This is a genomic window from Mesorhizobium sp. ES1-3, assembly GCF_020164795.1.
Lineage (GTDB): Bacteria > Pseudomonadota > Alphaproteobacteria > Rhizobiales > Rhizobiaceae > Mesorhizobium.
On sequence record NZ_JAIUGW010000006.1, the window covers coordinates 174,189 to 197,342 of the forward strand.

Genomic DNA, 23,154 nt, shown 5'->3' on the forward strand with positions numbered 1-23,154 from the left:
TCAGCCTTGGATTTTCTGGTTCGTGCGGTGGTTGCGGACCCTGACCATCGACCGCCTACCTGCCTGCACGACCATGGAGCGTAGCGCCAGGGCAGCCGCGGCGGCAAGGACGAATGCACCGGCGAGGATCGGGGAGGGCATGGTCATCGGCATCGCTCCTTGTGACCGGAACGTGAAGGCACGGGTACCGCGCCATCGATCGCCGGCAGTTTTCCTCACTATCGTGGCGGCGCCAGCAGGTTTCTCGCCGATGAACAAAATGTGATGACACGGACGCGCGTGTTGCCGACTTCACGGGCTTGCAGGCAATGCCCGCCGCAGCGCTCGTCCGGGCTGGACCCGCCCGGCCGCGTCCCTATCTAGCTCGGATATCGAAATTCGAAGCCGAGGAAATGTACCATGTCGAAATCAGCCGTCGCGACACCCGCCCAGCCTGTCATCACCCAGGCGATGATCGACGCCTATAACGAATACACGCATCTGACCCTGGACCGCCGCCGCTTCATGGGGCAGTTGACTAGGCTTGCCGGATCAAGCGCGGCGGCGGCCGCGATCGCGCCGATGCTGGCGGCGAACTCCGCCCAGGCGGCGATCGTGGCCGAAAACGATCCCCGCGTGAAAGGCGAGGACATCACCTATCCCGGCAGCGGCGGCGAGATGAAGGGGTATCTGGTCAAACCGGCGAACCAGACCGGCAAGCTCGGCACCGTCATCGTCATCCATGAAAACAGGGGGCTCAACCCGCATATCCGCGACGTCGCCCGGCGCGTGGCGCTGGAGGGCTTCGTGGCGCTCGCGCCCGATTTCCTGTCGCCGCTCGGCGGCACGCCCACCGATGAGGACAAGGCGCGCGACATGTTCGGGAAACTCGACCCGGCGCAGACCGTGGCCGACGGCGTGGCGACGGTCGCGTTCCTCAAGGCCGACAAGGACGGCAATGGCAAGGTCGGCGCCATCGGCTTCTGCTGGGGCGGCGGCACGGCCAACATGCTGGCCGTCAATGCACCTGACCTCGCAGCCAGCGTCGCCTATTACGGCATGCAGCCGAAGGCCGCCGACGTCTCGAAGATCAAGGCTGCGCTGCTGCTGCATTATGCGGGCCTCGACGAGCGCACCAATGCCGGCATCGACGCCTTCAAGAAAGAGCTCGACGCCGCGCATGTCGAATACACGGTCTATGTCTATGAGGGCGCCAACCATGCCTTCAACAACGACACCTCGGCGGCGCGCTACGACAAGAAGGCGGCCGACCTCGCCTGGGGCAGGACGATCGCCTTCCTCAAGCAGAAGCTGGCCTAGGCGCGATCGGCCACCGGTTTGTGGAAGGCGACACCGGCCACGACCAGCGCGACGCCGAGGCAATCGCCGAGGCTTGGAATCTGCTGCAGCACGACGACGCCAATCAGCGTCGCGGTGACCGGCAGCAGCGACAGCATCAGTGCGAAACTCGAGCGCGGCAACCGAGACATTGCGAGTTGATCGCAGACATACGGTATGACCGAAGAACAGATGCCGACGCCGATGGCCGCGATGAGCAGTGGGGGCGAGAAAAAGGCGGGCAACGCGTCGCTGAAGCCGATCGGAAGCACGACGACGAAGGCGACCGCCATGGCAGCCCCCAGGCCGGCGACGCCGTCGCCGGCGCCCGCGCGGGCGACACGGTGGCCAAGCACGATGTAACCGACAAAAAGCGCGCCGTTGAGGAAGGCCCAGAACAGCCCGACCGGGTCGCTTGACCACTTCACGTCAATCAACAGCAAGGTGCCGGTGACGGCGATGGCGAGAGCGGCCAGATTGCGGGCGGTCCTGAGGCCGACCAGCGCAATGGCGATGGTGCCGACGAATTCGATCGCCGCCACCAGCGAGATCGGCAGGCGGTCGAGCGCCAGGTAGAACGAGCAGTTCATCACCGCCAGACAAGCGCCGAAGGCGATGAGCAGGAGCCGCGTCCGGGATTCGGCTCTTGCGAAGATTCGCAAAGGGCGGGTAAGTGGCGCGAAGATCAGCGCCGCGGTGGCAATGCGCAGCCACGCTATGCCGAGCACGCCGACATGCGGGAAAAGCAGCACGGCGAAGGCCGGCCCGAGATAGTGGAAGACCGCGCTGACCGCGAACCAGAGATGCGGCGGCAGCCTTGTCGCCAGGCTGTCGGGGCCGGCAAGGGCAGGCCAGGTGGCGCCGGGACCGGCAGTCGGGACTTGCGTCTGGTCGTCCATCGGATCAGTATCGCAGTCGATCTTTCCGGTTTATATGGATGATGAGTGGCACATAAGGTCATTTATGCTCCGGAACCAAGGAATTTTCTGTGAAACGCCTTCGAACCGAAAATGCCGATCTTGATGCGGCCGACATGAAGATATTGCGCCTGCTGGAAGAGGACGCGCGCATCAGCACGGCGGAGCTGGCGCGCTTGGTCGGCCTGTCGGCGCCGAGTGTGGCCGAGCGCATCAAGCGGCTGCAGGAGAACGGCGTGATCGAAGCCTATTGCGTCAAGATCAATCCCGCGGCGCTTGGCCTGAAACTATCGGCATGGCTGCGCATCCGGCCGGTGCCGGGGCAATTGGCTGTTGTCGCCGAGATCATCCGCGACCTGCCGGAAATCGCGCAATGCGACCGGGTGACCGGCGAGGACTGTTTCATAGCGTTGGCGCATGTCGGCTCGGTCGCCGAACTCGAACGGGTGATCGACCGCATCATCCCCCATGCGATGACCAACACGGCGATCATCCAGTCTTCGCCGGTGATCGCGCGCTCGCCGCTGGCGGCGATCAAGCGGCAGGTTTGATCCGTGAGATGTTGCTTGAAACGTCGCGCCGCCCTCGTGAGGGGCGGCGCCAATCTACGAGAAAAATGTCGGCGCCAGACGGCGATCGAAATCGCCAGCCTCACGCGTGGCCGCGCTTCAGGCGGGCGCGCTTCAGGATGCTGCGCCAGCGGATCATGTCGAACGGAATCGGTTCGTTGTTGTTGGCGATGTGAAAGATCTCGTTGTCGACATTCTTGAGCGAACGCCAGAAATCATAGTCTGATATGCGCGGATCGGCCGCCAGCCTGTCCACCTCGATCTTGATGTCGGTTTTCATGCACGTTCCTCGAACCGGCTTCGCCTCGCCGCCCGTAAAACAACCCCTGTGCGGACGTTTTCAACCGCTCCGCTGAGTCGTTCAACGGCTCAAATGGCTTGTTCCCGTTAAAACCTCGGTAAGGTTAATGCCGGCGCGAACCCGCTTCAAGCGCAGGTGCCGGCGGATATCGGCGGTTCTGCGATTTTGAGTTTCGGGTGTGGCTTTGAGGCCAGCCCGGTCTCCGCGCCGAGGGGCGAGATGGATGCCGGCTCAGCCCTGTTTGCGCTTGATCCCGATCGAGCGGCCGGCGCGTTCGGGCATTGGAAGCGCCGAATGGGCGGCGCGCATGGCTTCGATCCTGGCCAGCACATCGGGCGGGAAGGGCGCCACCTTCGGCCCCGACATGTCGACATGCAAGGACACGGTCTCCGAAGTGGCGGCGAGCCAGCCATCGACATGGCGGATTTCCTGATAGGCCCGCAGCCGCTTCTCGTCATGATCGATGAGCTGGAAGGAGACCGTGACCTTGTGGTCAAGATGCAGCTCCTGCACGTAGCAGACATGGACTTCGGCGGTGTAAATGGTGAGCCGCCGCTCTTTCACATAGTCCAGCCCCATGCCCATCGCCTCGAAGGCCTCGTCAGAGCAGCGGTCGAACAGCACGTTGTAAAAAGCCATGTTGAGATGGCCGTTATAGTCGATCCAATCCTTCTCGATGTCCATTGGCCTGGAGACGAAGGGGGCGGGGATGGACATCGAAACTTCCTTGTTCTGGTGCTGGACAGAGCGTAGCCGGTGAGACTACGCATCCATAATCGCATAACAAGCATGCATGCTGGTCCATTCGCGGAGGAATTCATGGCTCTGAGCGACCTCAATCCGGTCGAACGCAACGAGGAAGGCATCGCGGCGGTGCTCGGCATCCTCAAGCAGCGGCTGGGCGAGCGCTTCCAGACCGGACAGGCCATCCGCTCGCAGCACGCGCATACGACGACCTACATTCCGACGCAGGCGCCCGACGGCGTTGCCTTCCCGGAGACGACGGCCGAGGTGCAGGAGATCGTGCGTGCCTGCGCCGCGCATCGCGTGCCGGTGATCGCGTTCGGCGTCGGCTCGTCGCTCGAAGGCCACACCAATGCGCCGGGCGGCGGCATCTCGGTCGATACGTCGCGGATGAACCGCATTCTTTCGGTCAACCCGCAGGATCTCGACTGCACCGTCGAACCCGGCGTGACGCGCGAGGACCTGAACCGGCATCTGCGCGACACCGGGCTGTTCTTCCCGATCGATCCGGGCGCCAATGCCTCGCTCGGCGGCATGGCGGCGACGCGGGCGTCCGGCACCAATGCGGTGCGCTACGGGACGATGCGCGAGAACGTGCTGTCGCTGACGGCCGTCATGGCCGACGGCGAGACGGTTACGACAGGCAAACGGGCGAAGAAGAGTTCCGCTGGCTACGACCTGACACGGCTGCTCGTGGGCTCCGAGGGCACACTCGGCATCATCACCGCGCTAACCCTGAAGCTGCAAGGCATTCCGCAGGCGATCTCCGGCGGCGTCTGCCCATTCCCGAGCGTCGAGGCGGCCTGTAACGCGGTCATCGCGACGATCCAGATGGGCATTCCGGTGGCGCGCATCGAACTCGTCAATGCGCTGCAGATGCGGGCGATGAAGACCTATTCCAAGCTCGATTATCCCGAGAGCCCGTGCCTGTTCGTCGAGTTCCACGGCAGCGACGCCGGCGTTGCCGAGCAGGCCGAGACCTTCGGCATGATCGCGGAAGAAAATGGTGGCGGGCCGTTCCTGTGGACCAGCGTCGCCGAGGAGCGGACCAAACTGTGGAAGGCCAGGCACGACGCCTACTGGGCGTCGCTGACCTTGCGGCCGGGCGCCAAGGGCCTGTCGACCGATGTCTGCGTGCCGATCTCGCGCTTTGCCGAATGCGTCACCGAAACCGAGGCCGATATCGCCGAAATGGGGCTGATCGCGCCGATCGTCGGCCATGCCGGCGACGGCAATTTCCACGTGCTGGTGCTGATGGATGTCAACGATCCCCAGGAGATCGCGCTGTCGGAAAAATTCGTCGCGCGGCTCAACATGCGCGCGATCGCCATGGAGGGCACCTGCACCGGCGAGCACGGCATCGGCCAGGGCAAGATCGGCTTCCTGCGCCATGAACTCGGCCACGGCGTCGACATCATGCGCACCATCAAACAGGCGCTCGATCCGCAAAACATCATGAATCCGGGCAAGATCCTGCCTGTCGCGGGCTAAAGGGCACCGTGAAAAGCGCGTCTTGACCGCGCCACCATTCGGGTCGAGGCTCCTCAAGTGGCAGGCTTGGAAAGACAGGCGTGCCGGCTGAGGAGGACTGTCATGGCCATTTCACGCAAGGAAGAAGCGCGCGCGCTGAGCGCCGACGAACACGAGATGGTGGAGAAATCGCACCATCCGGCGGTGCAGGAGCTTTCCGACTCCGACCTCTCCGGCCTGGTCAAGCTGTTGCGGGAGCGGCGCGACAAGGCGCAGACCGAAGCACATCGCAGGCGGCGCGAAATACGCGGCAAGGGCGCGGCAAAGGGCGCTACGCCGTCAAAGGCCGACGGCGGTTCACAAGTGAAGCTCGCGGTGCTGGCGATGGCGATGCGGCGGCTGAACGGCGAGGCCGAACGGCGCCGCCAGCTGGCGGCCCGCATTTCGCTGATCGACAATGCGCGCAAGGCGCTGGCCTTGAAGCAGAAAGCTCCTGACGGCCCCACGCACAATTCGCGCACGGCGCACAAGGGGATGCGAGCCGTGGCCAACCAGAAGGTTCCAAGCCTGGTTAGACCGGCGGAACTCGGCCGGCAGCGCAAGGCGGCCAAGGTGGCGCAGGCAAAGCGCGACGCACGTTGAGGGGCAATGAAATAGATGGCCGAGGGCGAAACGCTTCTGAAAATCGAAGCACCACAATCGTCCTTGGGGGCGCCTTTGCCGCATCTCTTCGCCGACGAGGAAAGGCTTGTTGTTGCCTATCTGGTCGACACGCCGCATCCCGATTTTGGCGGGACCAATCCCCGATCAGTGAGGCCCACCGACGAGGGCAACCAGACAGCGATCCTGGTCGTCGAGCCCTGCAAGGCATTCCAATTCGGGCCACCCAACGACGAGGCGATTGCAGGGCATCGCCTCTATTCACTAGGCCTCGAACCCTACTCCGCGTTCGAGGTGCGGAATTCGAGATGGATTGATAGCTTGGAGAAAGCGAACCGGGTCCACAGCGGGCACATGCCGGAATGGTTTGCTTCATACCGCCATTTCATTTTCACCTTCCATGATTCGACGCTTGAATTTGTCGCCAAGAATTTTTCGACGACCCTTCGTAGAGGATCGCCCCGGTCGTTGATCATTGAGGTGATCAATAGAGCCATCTCGACGTAGCGGGAAAGTTCGGACGGCTGTGAGCTTCTCTTACTTCGCCTGCACAAGCGTCTGCAGCATGGGGCGGGTCGGGGCGAAGAAGGTCGTGCCGGTGTGCGGCGTCGAGACATCGAGCAGCCGGTCGTAGGCGCCCGGCGGATCGCCCACATACATGCGCTGCAGCATCTTTTCGGTGACCCAGAGATATCTGCTGTAGCCGATGAAGTAGGTGCCGAACTCGTTCTGCCCTGGCCTGCCGAACGGCATGTTGTCGCGCAATATATCGTATTCGTTGCCGTCGGCATCCTCGATGGTTGCCAGTGACTTGTGCGATTTGCGGGGCGCGTCGTCATCGTCGATTTCGATGTTGTCGATCTTGGTGCGGCCGATGATCGCCTCCTGCTCGGGCGTCGGAATGCGCGCCCAGGCCTTGAGATCATGCAGGTATTTCTGGACCACGACATAGCTGCCGCCGGCAAAGTCGGGATCCTCGTCACCGACCCGCGCCGAGGCGGGCAAATCGAGGCCGGCCGGGTTGGCTGTGCCGTCGACAAAACCGAGCAGGTCGCGGGCATCGAAATAGCGAAAGCCCGTCACTTCGTCGACGACGGTCACGCCGGGACCAAGCCTGTCGAGCAGGATACGTTCGAGTTCGAAGCACATGTCGGGCCGCTCGGCGCGGATGTGAAAGAGCAGGTCGCCCGGTGTCGTTGGCGCCGAATGGACCGCGCCCTTGATCGGCGCGAACGGCTTCAACTCCAGCGGCCGCCGGCCGGGGCTGAGCCGGTTCCAGAGATCGCGGCCGATGCCGGCGATACAGGACAGGCGCCCGCCAAGGTCGCGGAACCCGACAGCCTTGACCAGATCATCGAGTTCGCCGAGCACGGAACAAACCCTGGCCAGGGCCGGCTGTTCGCCGGCGACTGTGACGACAAGGAAAATCGCCGACTGCGATAGCGGGGCATCGACGCTCTGCGCATCGATCGGCACTCGATCCCAGTTCTTGCCCGACATCCAAGAATCTCCGCTTGTTCACGGATTTGTTTCAGATCGTCCGACATCAGGCAACACCGGATGAATTGCCTCTTTATCGACACGCGGATGCGGGTAGAGTGCGACAGAATTTCAATCAACCTGTTCGGAGCGGATGCTCGCACGCCTGTTCGTGATCTTCGGTGGCCTGTTCGTGCTGGTGCTGCTAGCGGCGCTGGTGGTGCCGTATTTCGTCGACTGGACCGGCTATCGCGCCGAGTTCGAGCGCGAGGCAAGCGCCATCCTTGGCCGCAAGGTGACCGTACGGGGCGACGCCACGGCAAGGCTGTTGCCGTTTCCCTCGGTAACCTTTTCAAACGTCGCCGTTGCTGGTGGCCCTGACGGCCAGCCGGCCATGACCGTCGAGACGTTTTCGATGGATGCCGAACTGGCGCCCTTCCTGCGCGGCGAAGTGCTGATCTTCGACATGCGGCTGGTGCGACCGAAGGCGACCATAGATATCGCCGCCAATGGTACCGTCGACTGGGCGATGCGCCCATCCTCGCCCTTCGACCCCAGCCAGATCTCGATCGAAAAGCTGACGGTGACGGAAGGGCAAGTCGAATTGCGCCATGCCGCCGGCGGCCGTAGCCACATCTTTTCCGAGATCAACTCGACCATTTCAGCCAAGTCGCTGGCCGGTCCGTGGCGCATGGACGGCACGCTGCGGCTGGACGGGTTGCGGACGACGGTCGCGGCGTCGACCGGCAAGGCCGAACCCTCCGGGCAGATGCGGTTGCGGGTGAAGGCGGACCCCGATGCCTATCCACTGGTCATCGAGACCGACGGCAATGCCGGCATCGTCAACGGTGCCGCCGTCTATTCCGGCCAGTTCAAGATTTCGGGTGCCGACAAGGATAGTGCCAACAAGAATTCAGCCGAGTTGCGCGGCACGGATGGCGAGACGGTCAAGGTCAGCGCCGGCAAGCCCGATCCGGGTTTCCGGCTGAACGGCAAGTTCTCGCTCGACCACCACAAGCTTGGCGTCGATGAATTCCGTTTCGAGACCGGTCCGCTCGACAATCCCTACACCGCCGACGGCAAGGCTTCGATCGATCTCGGCCAGAAACCGAGCTTCGCCATCGAGGCCAACGGCGCACAGGTGCAATTCGACGAGGCGGTGGGTGCGCCGGCCGGCGCCGGCCTGACGCTCGACCAGCGTATCGCCGGGCTCGAACAGGCGCTGCTCGATCTGCCGAAGCCGACCATTCCCGGCACGGTCGAGGTCAAGCTGCCAGCGGTGGTGGCCGGCGACACGACGGTGCGCGATGTTCATCTTTCGGCCGAGCCGGTCGGTGACGGCTGGTCGGTGAAATCGCTGGCCGCGACCTTGCCGGGCCGCACCAAACTGGAGGCCGACGGCAAGGTCATGCTCAACGTGCAGGGCCGTTTCGGCTTCACCGGCTCGTTGCTGCTGGCCGTGGCGCAACCTTCGGGTTTTGCGGCGTGGCTGTCGAAGGATGTCGACGAGGCGATCCGCCGTCTGCCTGCCGCAGGCTTCAAGGCCAAGGTCGATCTCTCCGAAAACCATCAGTCCTTCAGCGACCTCGAATTGATCCTGGGCAAGGCGAAGTTTTCCGGCCGCATCGATTCCAGCCAGCCTGAGGACGCAAAGCCCTCGGTGCTGATGCGGCTCGAGGGCGGTGACCTCGATGTCGACGGGCTGACGGCCTTCGCCTCGATCTTCGTCAGCGACAAGGGCGCCAACCGCTTTGCCAACAGCGACCTCGATTTCCAGATCAAGGCCGGCCCGGTCAGCGCCGGTGGCTTGACCGCCGATACCGTCGATACCGCGCTCAGGCTGCGGAACGGGCTGCTCGAAATCGACCGGCTGTCGGTCGGCGGACTGGCCGGCGCCTCGATCAGCGCCACCGGCCGGATCAAGGATTTCCCGGCGAGCCCGACCGGCAAGCTCGATGCGTCCGTTGTCGCGGTCGACCTCAAACCGCTGATCGACGTCGCCGCGCAGCATTATCCTGACAATGCCGTGCTGAAGGGGCTCGCGGGCCGCGCCGCCGCTTATCCCGACCTGTTCCAGGATGCGCGCATCGACCTCGTGGCCAGTGCCGCCGACAATGGCGACGGCACCACGGGCCTGGCGGTGAGCGGCCAAGGCAAGGCCGGCGGCTCGGCGTTTTCGGCGTCGCTGTCGGGGAAGGGCGCGGTGGACAAGCTCGCCGACGCGCCGGTGACACTGACTTTCAATGCCAGGAACCCGGACGCGACCGCCTTGCTGGCGCTCTACGGCCTGCCGGCGCTGCCGCTCGGCATGCTGGGCGAAGCAAGCACCGATATCCAGGCCAAGGGCACGTTTGGCGGCGGCCTGGCGACGACCTTCAGCCTTGCCGGCAACGACTTCAAGGCCGGCTTCGAGGGAACGGTCGCAGACACGCCGCAAGGTCCGACGGCCAAGGGCAAGGTCAATCTCGACGCGTCCGACATCGAGCCGTGGCTAATGACGACGGGAATCGGCCTGCCCGGCATGGGCGCCGGCATGTCGACATCGCTGGCCGCGCAGGCCGATTACGGCAACGGCCTGCTGGTGCTCTCCGGGCTCAGCGGCGCCATCAACGAGGCGGCTGTGTCGGGCGACATCAACCTCGATGTCAAGCAAGGGGTCGACGGCAAGGACGGCGTGCCGCATCTGGCCGGCGCACTGGCGCTCGACGAACTCGACCTCGATCCGATGGCGGTGGCGCTGTTTGGCGATTCCGCTTTTCTCATGGACAAGAATGGGGCCGACAAGAGTGAGAAGGCCGGTGCGTGGCCGTCGGCGCCGTTCAGCCAGAAGTCCAGCCTGCCGTTCACCGCCGATCTCGACCTGACCACGGCTTCTCTGGCCGCCGGCCCTTTGGCCACCGCCTATGATGCGGCCTTCTCGCTCAAACTCGACCCGGAAGGCATTCGGGTCGCCGATCTCAAAGCCAAATTCCTCGGCGGGGCGCTCTCTGGCCTGTTCGAATTGAAGAACAATGACGGCACCGGGCTTCTCACCGGACAGATGAAACTGGCGGGTGCCGATCTGGCTGATGTGTTGCCGAACGCGGGCATCGGCGGCAGCGGCGATTTCTCCACGACGCTGTCGACCAGCGGCAAGTCGGTCGATGCGATGATCGCCGCTCTGTCGGGATCCGGAACGGCGACGCTGAAGGGCTTGCAGATCGCCGGCGTCAATCCTGACGCGTTCGGCGCATTCCTCGCCAAGGCGGATGCGATCGGCCGCGATATCGACGCCGCCAAGACCGCCAGCTTCGCGCCTGGCATCGCCGCCGCCGGCAGCTTCGCCGCAAAAGACGCCGAGGTCGCCTTCACGATTGCCGGCGGCACGCTCAGGGCGCCGCCGATCAGCCTTGAAAATCCGGCGGCGACCTTGTCGGCCGACATCACGGCCGACCTCAATGCCAGCACGGTTTCGGCCAAGGGCGCGGTCACCTATCGGCCCGGCGACGCGGCGCTGGTCGGCTCCGAGCCGGTCGTGAATTTCACCGCGGAGGGCCCGTTCGGCGCCGTGAAACGGCGTTTCGACAGCGAGCCGCTGGCGCAGTTCCTGACCCAGCGCGCGCTGGAAAAAGAACAGCAACGCGTCGAGGCGATGCAGGCCGCGCTGCTGGAGAAACAGCGGCTGCGGCGCGAGGTGCGCTACTACGCGGCACTCCAGGATGCCCGCGACAAGGCCGCTGAGGAACTGCGCCAACAGGAGGAAGCGGCGCGCCTGAAAGCAGAGGCCGACGCCAAGGCGAAAGCGGAAGCCGACGCTCAGGCCCAGGCTGAAGCGGATGCCAAGGCGAAGGCCGACGCGGAAGCGAAAGCCAAGGCGGATGCAGAAGCGAAAGCGAAGGCCGATGCCGATGCCAAGGCTGCGGCGGAACAGCAGGCGGCGGACGAGGCGGCCAAGGCGCAGGCCGAGCAGGAGCGTCAGAGGGCGGAGGAGGCGATGCGCATTGCCTCCCAGGAGAAAGCCAGGCTCGAAGCCGAGCGCAAGGCGGCGGAACAGGCGCCCAAGGTCGAGCGCGTGCCCGCCAACGACAATCCGTCTCCGGCCAAGCCGAAAGCCAATCCGTTCACGGTCGACAACCTGTTGAAGTCGCTGCAATAGGGCCAGGCTGTCCGGCTGCTCACCCGAGAGGCATCGTCTCGAACGTTTCGGCGCCGTCAGCGACGTATCTGGCGTGGCGGAAGTCGCGGATGGTGGCAAGCTTGCCGCCCTGCCAACCCAGCAGGATAAAGTATGTCGGCGCTGCCTTCGGGTCGTTGGAATCGCGCACGAGGATTGCAGGACGGCCTTCGACGAAACCAGGCTGGAAATGCCAGTCCTGTACCCGGGAATAATTGCCGAAATAGGTGGCCACCTCCTTACGGCCGTTCAGCCTTGCCCTGGCCACCAGTTCCAGCCGCACTTCATCGGCCAGCATGTCCCGCACGGCGTCGAAATCGCGGGCGTTGAAGCGATCGACATAGGCGTCGAGCAACAGGCGCTCCGATGCACTCAGCCGAGGAACAGGACGATCGTCCTGTTCCTCGGCGATCTCACGCAACCGGCCACGGCCGCGATGCAGCGCGGCCTTGATCGCGGGGATGCTGGTGTCGAGCATGGTGCTGATCTCCTGCAGCGAATAGCCCAGGACATCCATCATGATGACGCTGCTTCGTTGCGTCACGGGAAGGCGCATGAAACTGTGCAATCCGGCCGCCGCGGCCTGCCGTGCGGCGATGGAATTTGCCGGGTCGGCGATCATGTCCGGCTCCTCGTCGGAGAAAGTCTTCTCACGGGCGCGGCGGCGCAGGAAATCGAGCGCCGCATTGTGAGCGATGCGAAACAGCCAGCCTTCGGGATTGGCGATCGGCCCGGCGCCGGGCAAGGCCTCGAATGCCTTGGCCAAGGCCTCCTGCAAGACGTCCTCACCATCGACGACCGAACCTGTCATGCGGGCGCAGTAGCGATGCAGCTTGGGACGCAATTCGCCGAACAAGCGGTCGAAAGGCTCGCGGATTTCGCCTTGACTGTTCATGCAGCGGCCGTTGTTGACATGGTTCTATCCAGGCTACTCGTCCAGCATCCGATAATGGCCCACCACTGTCATCACGTCACGATGCGGAGGGTCGATGCAGCGATCCCTGATGCCGTTCTGGAAGGCCTCGAAAGCGGCAAGTCCTGTGGTGATGTCGGCATGCCCGTCGGTTTCGATCTCGACGAGATGGACGAAAGTGCCGTCGCCGGAGCGCCAGGTCATGTAGCGAACGCCTTCCGGCGATTTGCCGCGCAGTTCCTCGAACACAGCCTTGACCAGGCGCTCGTTCTCGTCGGCCCGGTCCGGCTTCGTCTTGTAGCGTATCAGATGGTGTTTCATCGCGTCGGCTCCTTTGGCTATCGCGTGTCCAAGACGCCGCGGCCAAGCCAAAGGATTCGGATTCCGAATAAATTGTTCGATATCGGCCCGTACCGACGCCGAGCGTCAGTATTGGTCCCCATCGAGCAGGCGCCGCAGCATGGGTTCTATGCGCGAGAGCTCGTCGAGATGCGCGGCGGACAATTCGGCAAGGCAATCGTCGGCGCGCTCGGTCAGCCGCAGCAGCACGCGGCGGTGGTCGTCCTTGTCCTGGTCGCGCACGACCAATCCCGCCTCGCCGAGGCGGTTGACCAGTTCGACGGCGCTGTGGTGGCGGATGCGCAGGCGTTCCGCCAGGTCGCCGACCGTCACCGGCCCGCCGCCGGGAAATCCCTTGATCGCCAGCAGCGCCTGGTGCTGGCGCGGGGTCAGGCCGGCGTCCTCGGCCTGCACCTGGCTGAATTCGAGGAAGCGGCGGATCAGGTAGCGGAACTCGGACAGCCGCTGGTAGTCGGATTGCCTGATGGTGGGGCGTGGTGTCTTGGGCGGCTGCTTCATATCGGAGATGTCTTCGTTTTCCGGTGAAAGCTCAAACGAAATTTCGAGCAAAACCAGCTTGAATAGATATATCGTGTTACGATACATAGCCGACCGACAACCGGCTGGCCACTTCGACCGTGCCGCAGAACCAGACACGGCCGCCGCCAGGAAGCAAAGCCACCATGAAGACCCATCACTCCAATCCCGGTCATCTCAGGGATTTCACCACGGATGCCCGAGTGCTGCTCGTCGCCGCGATAGCGGTGGTGGTGGCGACCGCCGGGCTGTTTGCCGGCATCGTGCTTCTGAAGCTGATCCGGCTGGCCACCAACATCGCCTATTTCGGTCAGTTCTCGCTTGCCGACTTGAAGCTGCAGGATACGCCGCTCGGGCTTGCCGCCGTCATTCCGGTCGTCGGCGCGCTGATCATCGGCCTGATGGCGCGCTATGGCAGCGAGAAGATTCGCGGCCACGGCATTCCCGAGGCCATCGAGGCGATCCTGCTCGGGCGTTCCAGACTGGACGCCAAGGTGGCGATCCTGAAGCCACTGTCGTCGGCGATCTCGATCGGCTCCGGCGGGCCGTTCGGCGCCGAGGGGCCGATCATTATGACCGGCGGCGCCATCGGCTCGCTGATCGCGCAGATGCTGCCGGTCAGCGACAACGAGCGCAAGACATTGCTGGTGGCGGGGGCCGCGGCCGGCATGACCACCGTGTTCGGCACGCCGATCGCCGCCATCATGCTGGCGGTGGAACTGCTTTTGTTCGAATGGACGCCACGCAGCTTCATTCCCGTGGCGGTGGCGGCCATCGTGGCGGAGGTGGAGCGCACGATGCTGCACATGCCGGGGCCGATCTTTCCGTTCCAGGGCAGCATGGCGATTTCTTTCCTCGGCCTTGGCGGCTGGGTGCTGATCGGCATCTGCGCAGGTCTTTTGTCGGGACTGCTGACGCAGATGGTCTATGCCTGCGAGGACGGCTTCCAGAAGCTGCCGATCCACTGGATGTGGTGGCCGATGCTCGGCGGCCTGGTGGTCGGCATCGGCGGCTTGATCGACCCGCGGGCGCTCGGCGTTGGCTATGACAACATCGCCGACATGCTGGACGGCCGCACGATCGCCACCGCGGCACTGCTGCTGCTGGTGGTCAAAGCCATCATCTGGTCGGTGGCGCTCGGCTCGGGAACCTCGGGCGGCGTGCTGGCGCCGCTGCTGATCATGGGTGGCGCAATGGGCGCGGTGCTTGCCGGAATCCTGCCGGCGGCGGACCCGGGCTTCTGGGCCCTGCTGGCCATGGCCGCCACCATGGGCGGCACGATGCGCGCGCCGCTGACGGCCACTTTCTTCGCAGTCGAGCTGACCGGCAACACGCATGTGCTGGTGCCGCTGATCGCGGCTTGTGCGGCGGCTCATGCGGTCACCGTATTGTTGATGAAGCGTTCGATCCTGACCGAGAAGATCGCCAGACGGGGACATCATCTGGTTCGCGAATATCGCGTCGACCCATTCGCGCTCACCAGGGTGCGCGAGGTGATGACGTCGGACGTCGAGAGCGTGCCGACGACGATGACGCTGCATGGCGCGGCCGCCTTCCTGACCGCGCCGGAAACCCGGCATCCGAGTTTTCCCGTGGTCGATGAAAACAGGCAGGTGCTCGGTCTTATCGATCCGCCGGCGATCCTGCGCTGGCGCCGTGCCGGCAAGCACCGGACGACGACGCTCGGCGAACTGCTGGCCGGAAGCAAGGTGACGCTGGCCTATCCCGACGAATATCTGGAAGGCCTGTCGGACAAACTGTTGACGGCCAATGTATCGCATCTGCCGGTCGTGGCGCGTGAGGATGGAAGACTGGTCGGCTATGTCGGCTGGAAGGATCTGATGCGCGTGCGCTCGCGCAAGCAGGCCGAGGAGCGCGAGCGTTCGACCTTGCTCGGCTTCGGCACCAGACGCAAGAGTGAGGAAGGCACGGTTTCGTCTTAAGTATTGCCGGCGCCGCGCTTCGCCCACTCCAGGACATGGAGCCTCAGCGCCGAGGACAGGTTGGTGTCGCGCGGCCGGATCTCGTCGACTTCGGCAACGAGGGCGGCGAGCGTCAGCTTTCTCGCCGCTGCGATGGCGACGAGATCGTCATAGAAGGGCTTTTCGAGGGAATAGCTGGTGCGATGGCCGCGAATGGTCACCGAGCGTTTTTCGACGGCGCTCATTGACCGTCTGGTTGGCTGGGATCGTCAGATTGGCTGGGGTCGCAAGGTTCGCCGGGCTTTTCGCGGTGATGGCCCGCGACGAATTTTTCGCTCCTGTCGGCGATCAGGCGGTCGCGCTGCTTTTCGGCCTTGGTGCGGCCGTGCAAGGCACGATTCTGGCTGGCCGCTTGTTCCTTGTCGTCCCGCGCCTTCTGCTTGCGAGCCTGGCGGAGATTGACGATGTCGGCCACGGACCGCGAAGCCTATTTCTTGCGGAAGGCGTCGAGCGAGACCACTTCTGCGCCCTTGGCGCCGGCATCGGCAGGGGCGGGCTTCTTCTCCGCTTCGGCTGCGGCCTTCTTCTCGGCCTTCGGCTTCTTCTCGGAGACGATGGTCAGCGGCTCGGGCGCCGGTGCTGCCGGTTCCTCGTCGGGCTGCACATCGGTCTTGACGTCGAATTCGAGTTCGAAATTGACCGAAGGATCGTAGAAGCCGCGCACGGCCGAGAACGGGATCTCGAGTTTCTCAGGCACGTCGGAGAAGGAGAGACCGACCTCGAATCCAGTGTCCGTCACCTTCAGGTCCCAATACTGGAACTGGATGACGATGGTCATCTGCTCGGGATAGCGCTCCCGCAGGCGCGACGACACGCGCACGCCCGGCGCGCCGGTCAGGAAGGTGATGAAGAAATGATGGTTGCCGGGGAGGCCGGTGCGCGCGACCTCGGCCAGGACCTTGCGCATGACGCCGCGCAACGCCTCCTGGGCCAGAATGTCGTAGCGGATGTGGTCGTCGGCCATGAGTTGGTCGGGTTCCGTTGAATCGTCCGCATAGCTGTAATCAAGCTTGAGCGCGGCGTAAACCTGATATAGACCGCCGCCGCACCGAAGCGAAGACTATTGCCAACGATTTGATCGGCAAGGCGGCTTCGCCGCAATCGCAAATGTCATGCGTTAGCCAGCGCAGTGTGCTTTTTCGCGCCGGCCGGGGAAGGGCGCTTGCCGAAAGCGCGCAGGAAGGTGCGCACGCCGTTGGTTGCCGATTGCACCACCTCGTCCTCGCGCGGCGTCCCGCCAAGCATGAAGGTGGTTTGCAATTCGGCATTGACAAGGCCGAGGAACTGGCGTGCCGCCACGTCGGGATCGTCGATCGTGAGGTGGCCGCCATAGGCGAGGCGGGCGAAGCGGGCAGCGATTGCCGGCCATGTCCGGCCCGGGCCCTGTTCGCGCCATTCGGCAAAGAGTTCGGGATAGCGCTCGCCCTCGGTCTGGATCAGCTTGCGCAGGAACTTTCCGTCGCGATTGCAGATGCAGTTCTGGTTCAGGCGCACGGCAAAACCGATCAGGTCTGCTTCGAGATCGCCGGGCCGATCGGGGAAGGTGGCGATGGTGGCGAAAATGCCGGCGTTGCAGCGCTCGGTCAGGTCGCGCACGACGGCGATGAACAGTTTTTCCTTGTCGCCATGGTGGTTGTAGACGGTCTGGCGCGACACGCCCGCCTCAATCGCGATCAGGTCGATGTTGGCGCCGGCGAAGCCCTCGCGGCAGAACACACCGGCGGCGGCGTCGATGATCGACAGACGCTTGGCCTCATGGCCGCGTGGCGGGAAAATGTCAGGAGAAACGCCCGGTCTCATGAAAATCTATATAGAGGTGATTGACGATTTAGACAAGGCTGTCTAAATTTGTGGACACGACATAAGGGGATTTCGCTCCAGAGGGACGAATAAATTCGCTCCAGGAGTCGGAATTCCACGGGATGGAACGTCCTGGGGTCAGACGTCGCCTGGCGACGGCAACCAGATTCGAAAGAAGCCATTATCATGAGTCCCAAATTCCTCCGCATCGCGGTCGTGCTCGGCCTGTTGTCCGCCATCGGCCCGTTCGCCATCGACATGTATCTGCCCGCGCTGCCGTCGATCGGCACCGATCTGCATGCCGGCACCGCCGCCGTGCAGATGAGCCTTCTGATCTTCTTCCTGTCGATGGGCTTCGGCCAGATCGTCGTCGGGCCGATCTCGGACATGGTCGGCCGCAAGCTGCCGCTCTATGGCGGCCTGGCGCTGTTCATGGCCGGTGGCATCGGTTCGGCAATGGCGCCGACCATCGAGTGGCTGATCGCCTTCCGCTTCCTACAGGGGCTTGGCGCCAGCGCCGGCATGGCCATTCCGCGCGCCATCGTGCGCGACCTGCACACCGGCAATGAGGCGGCCAAGCTGATGTCGCTGCTGATGCTGGTGTTTTCGGTGTCGCCGATCCTGGCGCCGCTGACCGGCAGCCAGATCATCGAGAATTTCGGCTGGCGCGCCGTGTTCTGGACGGTGACCGGCGCGGCGGTGCTTGCCACCATCCTGCTCGCGACCTCACTCAAGGAGACGCGGCCGGCGGAAGAACGGGTCGGGTCCTCCTTCGGCACCGCGCTTGCCGGCTACCGTTTCCTGATGGGCGACCGGAATTTCCTTGGCCTGGTGGCGATCGCCGGCTTCGGCATTGCGAGCTTCTTCGTCTATCTGTCGAGTTCGTCCTTCATCCTGATCGACCACTACGGGCTGTCGCCTTCGGTCTACAGCGTGTTCTTCTCGATCAACGCGGTTGCCTTCATCGGCATGTCGCAGTTGACCGGCCTGCTTTCCGAGAGGTTCGGGCTGAAGCGCGTGGTGTGGGTGGCGGTGACCGGCTACGCCACGACGATGGTTGTGCTGTTCGCCATCATGGCGACGGGTGTCGACCGGCTCGACGTGATGGCGGCCCTGCTGTTCGTCGGCTACGGCTTCCTCGGCCTGGTGATCCCGACCACGTCGGTGCTGGCCATGGAAGAGCATGGCGAGATCGCCGGCACGGCGTCGGCGCTGATGGGCACACTGCACTTTGCCATCGGCGCACTCGCCATGGGTGTCGCCGGCGTGTTTTTCGACGGCACGCCGCTGCCGATGGTCGCCGGCATCACGCTGTGCGCGGTGACATCGTTCGCACTGGCCAAGGCCACGCTTGGCCGTTCGCGGGAAGCGGTCGAGGCGCCTGCGGAATAGGAAATCCTCAATGAACCAGGAAGGGCCGGGTCGATCCCGGCCTTTTTTGTGCCGGAGGCACGGCGGACGACACAGGCTGCAGTCGTTTAACCCGGTGCAGATCCGGCGTTTGCTCTTGGGTTTACGACTGCCCTCTGGCTGCTGACGGTGCTCAGTTGAGTTCCTGGGCGAGGCCGATGAGGAGCCCTTCAGGCCCGCGGATGTAGCAGAGCCGATACACGTCCTTGTACTCGACCACTTCGCCCACGAGCTCAGCGCCGCGCGTGCCGAGCCTTTCAAGCGTATCGTCGATGTCGTCCACGGTGAACATGACGCGAAGGTAGCCCAGGGCGTTGACCGGGGCGTTCCGGTGATCCGCGACGACAGGCGGCGTGAGGAAGCGGGAGAGCTCCAGCCGGCTGTGGCCGTCGGGTGTGCGCATCATGGCAATCTCGGCATGCTGATCGCCCAGCCCGGTGACACGTCCGGCCCATTCTCCTTCGATCGTGGCCCGCCCCTCGAACTCGAGGCCGAGTTCGCGAAAGAAATCGATCGCCGCTCCGAGGTCTTCGACGACGATTCCCACATTGTCCATCCGCTTGAGCGCCATGTGTCCGATCTCCAAGATGTCGGCTCAATCCATAAGGTATCGCCTGGTTCCAACAACGCGCATGAAAGGTCGGATCTGTCCGCCTCTTCATGTCCGTGATGTCGGCGGCAATCCAGCAGCGTCGGGTAGGAAACGCGCGCGCTCCGCGACCGGCGCGAGCGGCAAGGTCACCAATTCGTAGCCGAGTTCGTCGTAAACGCCTGCCACCGATCGGCAAGTGCGCTCGGCCTCGTCGAGCGTTTGCCTGCGTTCTTCGTCCTGGGTGAAAATCTCCGGCCATGGCGGGGCGATGAAGACGCGACGCGCATAGCGGAATTCCATGGCGGCACTGGTGAGGTGACCCGGCACCGGCAAGCCGCAGAGCCTGAGATAGCCGATCGTGTCCGGCACGCCGCGATCAAAGAAGACCGGCCCGGCCAGCTCGCGGGCCGCACGATACGAGCGCATCTCCCAAGACAGCATCAGTTCGGCGAACAATGCGCGATCGCTCCAGGGCAGGCCGGTTCCACCAATGGCGGTTTGGTCGCGGATGATGCCGCGTCCGGCCTCGACGGATGTCGCAAAGCCCGCCTGCTGCAAGGCTTCGATCAGAGTGGTCTTGCCGGAGCCCGGGCCGCCCGTCAGCACGAAGAATCGATCGGAATCGTTTTGCATCTCTGTCCATGGAGAAAGAGGCACGCGACGCAGCGGCTTCGCGGCTTCTACAGCATGTCGCGGCGAATAGGATTCGCCCGGCCTGCTGTAAGCTTCTGATTTTATGCATGTCGTTATCCCGGAACCGAGGACACTTCCGGGCGACATGCATTGGGCCGTGCGAAGTCTTGACGGCGGGAGCCGTTGTGCGTGACGCAAATTGAAGGGGGAGAAGTGGAGGTTTCTGTTGCCAGGTACCTCCGAACCCCGCCTAGAAGTGCGAACCCCTAGGGCTTGATTTGAAGCTATCGCACTGCATTAAGCAGCGAGACGTGCTTCCGCATAGTTGTCGTTGGCAACTATAAGTTTAGCCCGATAACGGTGGTACAATGCCGGGCAAAAGTACGATCTTTACACCTTCGTCGATCCTATTTCGCCCCCAGCAAAAACCGCTCCGTCTTCAACAGCGGCTTTTGGTGGAGGCGCCGGGTACCGCCCCCGGGTCCGAACGGCTTATTTCATCGCCCATTTATCGCCATAGTCGGTCAAGCCGACGAAGCGAATATAGGGTGCGTCGCGTGGAAATGAAAGGCCGCAATGGCGCTTTGTCCCTGTGTCAAATCGCGACGCCGAGGGTTGACTTGGGAGCGGTCTCAACCGAAGCTTTGCGAGCGGTGAGGAGTTACCGACCTAGCGCATAAGTTGCGAAGCGCGCCACAGCCCTCGCCGATCGGATCCGTGGCGCCGACGAGGGGAATTTTGATGGCCGACTATCTTGCGGATGTGAAGAAATATGACGCCGCGGCAAACGCCGACGCGGTCGAAAAGATCGTCAAGCATCTGGGCATTGCGCTGAGGAACCGCGACTCCTCGCTGGTGTCCTGCACGGACCCGAAGGAATTGGCACGGGTCAAGGAGAACTGGGTGGCCAAGAAGCTCGGCGTCAGCGACGGGGCGAAAGCCGACGCGGCGATCGAGAAGACCTGCAAGGCGATGCACGCCGACAACACCAAGAACCGCGTGACCTTCTACTATCTGGTGGCCAAGGACCTGGGCAAGCTCGGTTCCCTCTAAGGATTTGGTGGCATGGCGACGCTGGTGGCTGAATGCGTCGCTTCAGTGTCGATTCTGCTACTTGCCGGATGTAGGCGCCGCCCCTCATTGCCCTGCCGGGCATTTCTCCCCGTATAGTGACGGGGAGAAATGGGCTGGCCGCAGCCTCGACGTGTATTTATCGCTGACAATTGGCGAATTCACGGACGATAGCGTCCCTCTCCCCGTCACTATACGGGGAGAGGATGCCGGCAGGCAGGTGAGGGGCAGCGCTAACCTTTGAAGAGTGATGGGGGCAAGCGACGCCTCATCCCCTTTTGGTGTGTTCGGCAGCCCGCTCGGCAGCTATAATACCCACACTCTCGAATCGAGCCCGGAACCGATGCGCCAATATCTCGACCTCTTGCAGCATGTGCTGGACAACGGCGCCGATCGCGGCGACCGCACCAGCACCGGTACGCGCTCCGTCTTCGGCTACCAGATGCGTTTCGATCTGGCGCGCGGCTTTCCGGTCACCACCACCAAGAAGCTGCACCTGAAGTCGATCATCCATGAACTCCTATGGTTCCTGGCCGGCGACACCAACATCAAATACCTGACCGATCACGGCGTTTCGATCTGGGATGAATGGGCCGACGAGAATGGCGACCTCGGTCCGGTCTATGGCAAGCAGTGGCGGTCCTGGCCGGATGGCCACGGCGGCTCGATCGACCAGATCGCCAATCTTCTCAAGGAGATCCGCCGCAATCCTCAATCCCGGCGGCTGATCGTCTCGGCCTGGAATCCCGCCGAGGTGGAAGCCATGGCGCTGCCGCCTTGCCACTGCCTGTTCCAGTTCTACGTGTCCGAGGGCCGGCTTTCCTGCCAGCTCTACCAGCGCTCCGCCGACATCTTCCTCGGCGTGCCGTTCAACATTGCGTCCTACGCACTGCTGACGCTTATGGTGGCGCAGGTGACCGGGCTGAAGCCGGGCGATTTCGTCCACACGCTCGGCGACGCGCATCTCTACTCCAACCATTTCGAGCAGGCGCGCGAACAGTTGCAACGCATACCGAGGGCGCTGCCGACGATGTGGATCAACCCGGAGGTGAAGGACCTGTTCGCCTTCCGCTTCGAGGATTTCCGGCTGGAAAACTACGTCGCCGATGCGTCGATCAAGGCGCCGATAGCGGTCTGAGCCGCGGCTTTTCAGTCGATGCCGACCATCACGCCCGAAGCCGTCACCACGGCATAGGCCTGCTTGCCGGTTTCGAGCTGGAGGTCGGCGACGGTTTCGTTGGTGATCGAGGCGGTGACGATGGCGCCGCCTCCGATGTCGATTCTGACATGCGAGGTGGTAGCTCCCTTGACGATTTCGGTGATCGTTCCGTCGAGGACGTCCACGAGCCTCACTCGACCAGATGAGTTCCAGCAGCGCAGGCCTTCCCTTGTTATATCCATGCGGATATATCGGTTGGAGGGCTTGAGCCGACCGGATTTCAAACCCAGGGAGAGTCTTCGATGACGCGCAAAGGTTTCGGGTTGAGGACGATCGCCATTGGCGGTTTTGCGGCGGCGTTGATGGCGGCAATGCCGGTAGCGCACGCGGAAGGCAAGGTCGTGGTGTTCGCGGCAGCCAGCCTCAAGGACGCGCTCGACGCGGTGAACAAGGCCTGCGAGGCCGATGTCGGCGAGGCCGCGACCATTTCCTATGCCGCGAGTTCGGCGCTGGCCAAGCAGATCGAGGGCGGGGCGCCGGCCGACGTCTTCATCTCGGCCGATCTCGACTGGATGAAATACCTCTCGGACAAAAAGCTGATCAAGCCCGATACGGAAGTGAAGTTGCTCGGCAACGAGATCGTGCTGGTGGCGCCGAAGGATTCGACTGACGAAGCCAAGATCGAGAAGGGCTTCGACCTCGCCAAGCTGGTCGGCGACGGCAAGCTCGCCATGGGCGACTTCAAGGCGGTGCCGGCCGGAAAATACGGCAAGGCGGCGCTTGAATCGCTCGGCGTCTGGTCCTCGGTCGAGGGCAAGGTGGCGCAGGCCGAGAATGTCCGTGCGGCGCTCAAGCTGGTTTCGACCGGCGAGGCGGCCCTCGGTATCGTCTATGCCACCGACGCGCACGCCGAAAAGGGGGTCAAGGTGGTCGGCACCTTCCCCGAGGATTCGCATCCGCCGATCATCTATCCGGTTGCCCAGACCGCCGATTCGAAGGACAAGGATACGCCAGCCTTCCTGAAGTGCCTGCAATCCGCCAAGGCAGGTGCGCTCTTCAGGGAACAGGGTTTTACCGTGCTCACGCCGAGCAACTGAGTTCGAAAGGC

26 protein-coding genes and 1 other RNA gene are annotated in these 23,154 nt (G+C 63.6%); 11 read left to right on the forward strand and 16 right to left on the reverse strand.

The features are described 5' to 3' along the window. Entirely contained in the window at window positions 1-147 is a 147-nt protein-coding gene (locus tag LB536_RS11870) for a hypothetical protein (protein ID WP_181178470.1), read from the reverse strand. A gap of 252 nt (window positions 148-399) precedes the next feature. Between LB536_RS11870 and LB536_RS11875 the strand changes: the two genes are divergently transcribed. Beyond that, window positions 400-1,299, forward strand: coding sequence for a dienelactone hydrolase family protein (locus tag LB536_RS11875; RefSeq protein ID WP_224592247.1), 900 nt, complete (start codon window positions 400-402; stop codon window positions 1,297-1,299). Here LB536_RS11875 and LB536_RS11880 read toward each other — a convergent pair. After that, window positions 1,296-2,216: an EamA family transporter gene (locus LB536_RS11880; RefSeq protein WP_224592250.1), complete on the reverse strand. Its 921-nt coding sequence runs from the start codon at window positions 2,214-2,216 to the stop codon at window positions 1,296-1,298. The two genes, LB536_RS11875 and LB536_RS11880, sit on opposite strands and share 4 nt — an antisense overlap. Before the next feature lie 89 nt (window positions 2,217-2,305). Between LB536_RS11880 and LB536_RS11885 the strand changes: the two genes are divergently transcribed. Next, window positions 2,306-2,785, forward strand: coding sequence for an Lrp/AsnC family transcriptional regulator (locus tag LB536_RS11885; RefSeq protein ID WP_224592253.1), 480 nt, complete (start codon window positions 2,306-2,308; stop codon window positions 2,783-2,785). 100 nt (window positions 2,786-2,885) lie between these two features. Here LB536_RS11885 and LB536_RS11890 read toward each other — a convergent pair whose 3' ends face one another. Further along, the gene (locus tag LB536_RS11890; protein WP_140758125.1) at window positions 2,886-3,083 is read right to left on the reverse strand and encodes a hypothetical protein; all 198 of its coding nucleotides are present in this window, start codon (window positions 3,081-3,083) and stop codon (window positions 2,886-2,888) included. A 252-nt stretch (window positions 3,084-3,335) separates the two neighbouring features. After that, window positions 3,336-3,821 (reverse strand): thioesterase family protein, encoded by a 486-nt coding sequence (locus tag LB536_RS11895; RefSeq protein ID WP_224592255.1) that lies wholly within the window; start codon window positions 3,819-3,821, stop codon window positions 3,336-3,338. A gap of 102 nt (window positions 3,822-3,923) precedes the next feature. On the opposite strand from LB536_RS11895, the gene LB536_RS11900 reads away from it, so the two are divergent. From LB536_RS11900 to LB536_RS11910, 3 genes are all read left to right on the forward strand, one after another. Continuing rightward, window positions 3,924-5,339 carry an FAD-binding oxidoreductase gene (locus LB536_RS11900; protein ID WP_224592256.1) on the forward strand — a complete coding sequence of 472 codons (1,416 nt, stop codon included), beginning with the start codon at window positions 3,924-3,926 and terminating at the stop codon, window positions 5,337-5,339. A 102-nt stretch (window positions 5,340-5,441) separates the two neighbouring features. Then, window positions 5,442-5,960 (forward strand): hypothetical protein, encoded by a 519-nt coding sequence (locus LB536_RS11905; RefSeq protein ID WP_224592258.1) that lies wholly within the window; start codon window positions 5,442-5,444, stop codon window positions 5,958-5,960. A 15-nt stretch (window positions 5,961-5,975) separates the two neighbouring features. Beyond that, window positions 5,976-6,485: a hypothetical protein gene (locus LB536_RS11910; RefSeq protein ID WP_224592259.1), complete on the forward strand. Its 510-nt coding sequence runs from the start codon at window positions 5,976-5,978 to the stop codon at window positions 6,483-6,485. A 30-nt stretch (window positions 6,486-6,515) separates the two neighbouring features. Here LB536_RS11910 and LB536_RS11915 read toward each other — a convergent pair whose 3' ends face one another. After that, window positions 6,516-7,478 (reverse strand): Dyp-type peroxidase, encoded by a 963-nt coding sequence (locus LB536_RS11915; RefSeq protein ID WP_224592261.1) that lies wholly within the window; start codon window positions 7,476-7,478, stop codon window positions 6,516-6,518. A 133-nt stretch (window positions 7,479-7,611) separates the two neighbouring features. On the opposite strand from LB536_RS11915, the gene LB536_RS11920 reads away from it, so the two are divergent. After that, on the forward strand, window positions 7,612-11,592 hold the full coding sequence (locus LB536_RS11920; RefSeq protein ID WP_224592264.1) for an AsmA-like C-terminal region-containing protein: 3,981 nt from the start codon (window positions 7,612-7,614) through the stop codon (window positions 11,590-11,592). A gap of 19 nt (window positions 11,593-11,611) precedes the next feature. Here the strand turns inward: LB536_RS11920 and LB536_RS11925 are convergent, their stop codons facing one another. From LB536_RS11925 to LB536_RS11935, 3 genes are all read right to left on the reverse strand, one after another. Then, entirely contained in the window at window positions 11,612-12,505 is an 894-nt protein-coding gene (locus tag LB536_RS11925) for a sigma-70 family RNA polymerase sigma factor (protein WP_224592266.1), read from the reverse strand. Window positions 12,506-12,538: 33 nt separating this feature from the next. Further along, the gene (locus LB536_RS11930; RefSeq protein WP_224592269.1) at window positions 12,539-12,844 is read right to left on the reverse strand and encodes a hypothetical protein; all 306 of its coding nucleotides are present in this window, start codon (window positions 12,842-12,844) and stop codon (window positions 12,539-12,541) included. 105 nt (window positions 12,845-12,949) lie between these two features. After that, a complete protein-coding gene (locus tag LB536_RS11935; protein ID WP_224592272.1) occupies window positions 12,950-13,381 on the reverse strand; it encodes a MarR family winged helix-turn-helix transcriptional regulator in 432 nt (143 codons plus the stop codon). 164 nt (window positions 13,382-13,545) lie between these two features. On the opposite strand from LB536_RS11935, the gene LB536_RS11940 reads away from it, so the two are divergent. After that, on the forward strand, window positions 13,546-15,342 hold the full coding sequence (locus LB536_RS11940; RefSeq protein WP_224592292.1) for a chloride channel protein: 1,797 nt from the start codon (window positions 13,546-13,548) through the stop codon (window positions 15,340-15,342). Here LB536_RS11940 and LB536_RS11945 read toward each other — a convergent pair. From LB536_RS11945 to LB536_RS11960, 4 genes are all read right to left on the reverse strand, one after another. Next, entirely contained in the window at window positions 15,339-15,566 is a 228-nt protein-coding gene (locus LB536_RS11945) for a ribbon-helix-helix domain-containing protein (RefSeq protein ID WP_140758116.1), read from the reverse strand. The two genes, LB536_RS11940 and LB536_RS11945, sit on opposite strands and share 4 nt — an antisense overlap. Further along, window positions 15,563-15,796, reverse strand: coding sequence for a DUF4169 family protein (locus LB536_RS11950; protein WP_140758115.1), 234 nt, complete (start codon window positions 15,794-15,796; stop codon window positions 15,563-15,565). Before LB536_RS11950 ends, LB536_RS11945 begins: the two co-directional genes overlap by 4 nt. A gap of 12 nt (window positions 15,797-15,808) precedes the next feature. After that, a complete protein-coding gene (locus LB536_RS11955; RefSeq protein WP_224592295.1) occupies window positions 15,809-16,345 on the reverse strand; it encodes an SspB family protein in 537 nt (178 codons plus the stop codon). Between the two features lie 146 nt (window positions 16,346-16,491). Next, window positions 16,492-17,181, reverse strand: a complete 690-nt coding sequence (locus LB536_RS11960) for a TetR/AcrR family transcriptional regulator (protein ID WP_224592298.1) — start codon at window positions 17,179-17,181, stop codon at window positions 16,492-16,494. Window positions 17,182-17,367: 186 nt separating this feature from the next. Here LB536_RS11960 and LB536_RS11965 point away from each other — a divergent pair, with 186 nt between their 5' ends. After that, window positions 17,368-18,573, forward strand: a complete 1,206-nt coding sequence (locus LB536_RS11965) for a multidrug effflux MFS transporter (protein ID WP_224592301.1) — start codon at window positions 17,368-17,370, stop codon at window positions 18,571-18,573. A 151-nt stretch (window positions 18,574-18,724) separates the two neighbouring features. Here LB536_RS11965 and LB536_RS11970 read toward each other — a convergent pair whose 3' ends face one another. The 3 genes from LB536_RS11970 to ssrA form a co-directional block, all read right to left on the reverse strand. Beyond that, complete coding sequence (locus LB536_RS11970) at window positions 18,725-19,162, reverse strand: VOC family protein (protein WP_224592319.1); 438 nt, start codon at window positions 19,160-19,162, stop codon at window positions 18,725-18,727. An 87-nt stretch (window positions 19,163-19,249) separates the two neighbouring features. Beyond that, complete coding sequence (locus LB536_RS11975) at window positions 19,250-19,816, reverse strand: AAA family ATPase (RefSeq protein WP_224592321.1); 567 nt, start codon at window positions 19,814-19,816, stop codon at window positions 19,250-19,252. A gap of 212 nt (window positions 19,817-20,028) precedes the next feature. Next, window positions 20,029-20,389: a transfer-messenger RNA gene (gene ssrA, locus LB536_RS11980) on the reverse strand. 168 nt (window positions 20,390-20,557) lie between these two features. Here ssrA and LB536_RS11985 point away from each other — a divergent pair. Both LB536_RS11985 and LB536_RS11990 read left to right on the forward strand, forming a co-directional pair. Further along, window positions 20,558-20,869: a DUF2853 family protein gene (locus LB536_RS11985; RefSeq protein ID WP_224592324.1), complete on the forward strand. Its 312-nt coding sequence runs from the start codon at window positions 20,558-20,560 to the stop codon at window positions 20,867-20,869. Window positions 20,870-21,230: 361 nt separating this feature from the next. Further along, window positions 21,231-22,025, forward strand: a complete 795-nt coding sequence (locus LB536_RS11990) for a thymidylate synthase (RefSeq protein WP_224592498.1) — start codon at window positions 21,231-21,233, stop codon at window positions 22,023-22,025. An 11-nt stretch (window positions 22,026-22,036) separates the two neighbouring features. On the opposite strand, the gene LB536_RS11995 is transcribed toward LB536_RS11990, so the two are convergent. After that, window positions 22,037-22,231, reverse strand: coding sequence for a molybdopterin-binding protein (locus tag LB536_RS11995; RefSeq protein WP_224592326.1), 195 nt, complete (start codon window positions 22,229-22,231; stop codon window positions 22,037-22,039). A gap of 117 nt (window positions 22,232-22,348) precedes the next feature. On the opposite strand from LB536_RS11995, the gene modA reads away from it, so the two are divergent. Beyond that, window positions 22,349-23,143, forward strand: coding sequence for a molybdate ABC transporter substrate-binding protein (gene modA / locus LB536_RS12000; RefSeq protein ID WP_224592328.1), 795 nt, complete (start codon window positions 22,349-22,351; stop codon window positions 23,141-23,143). The last annotated feature ends 11 nt before the right edge of the window (window positions 23,144-23,154 follow it).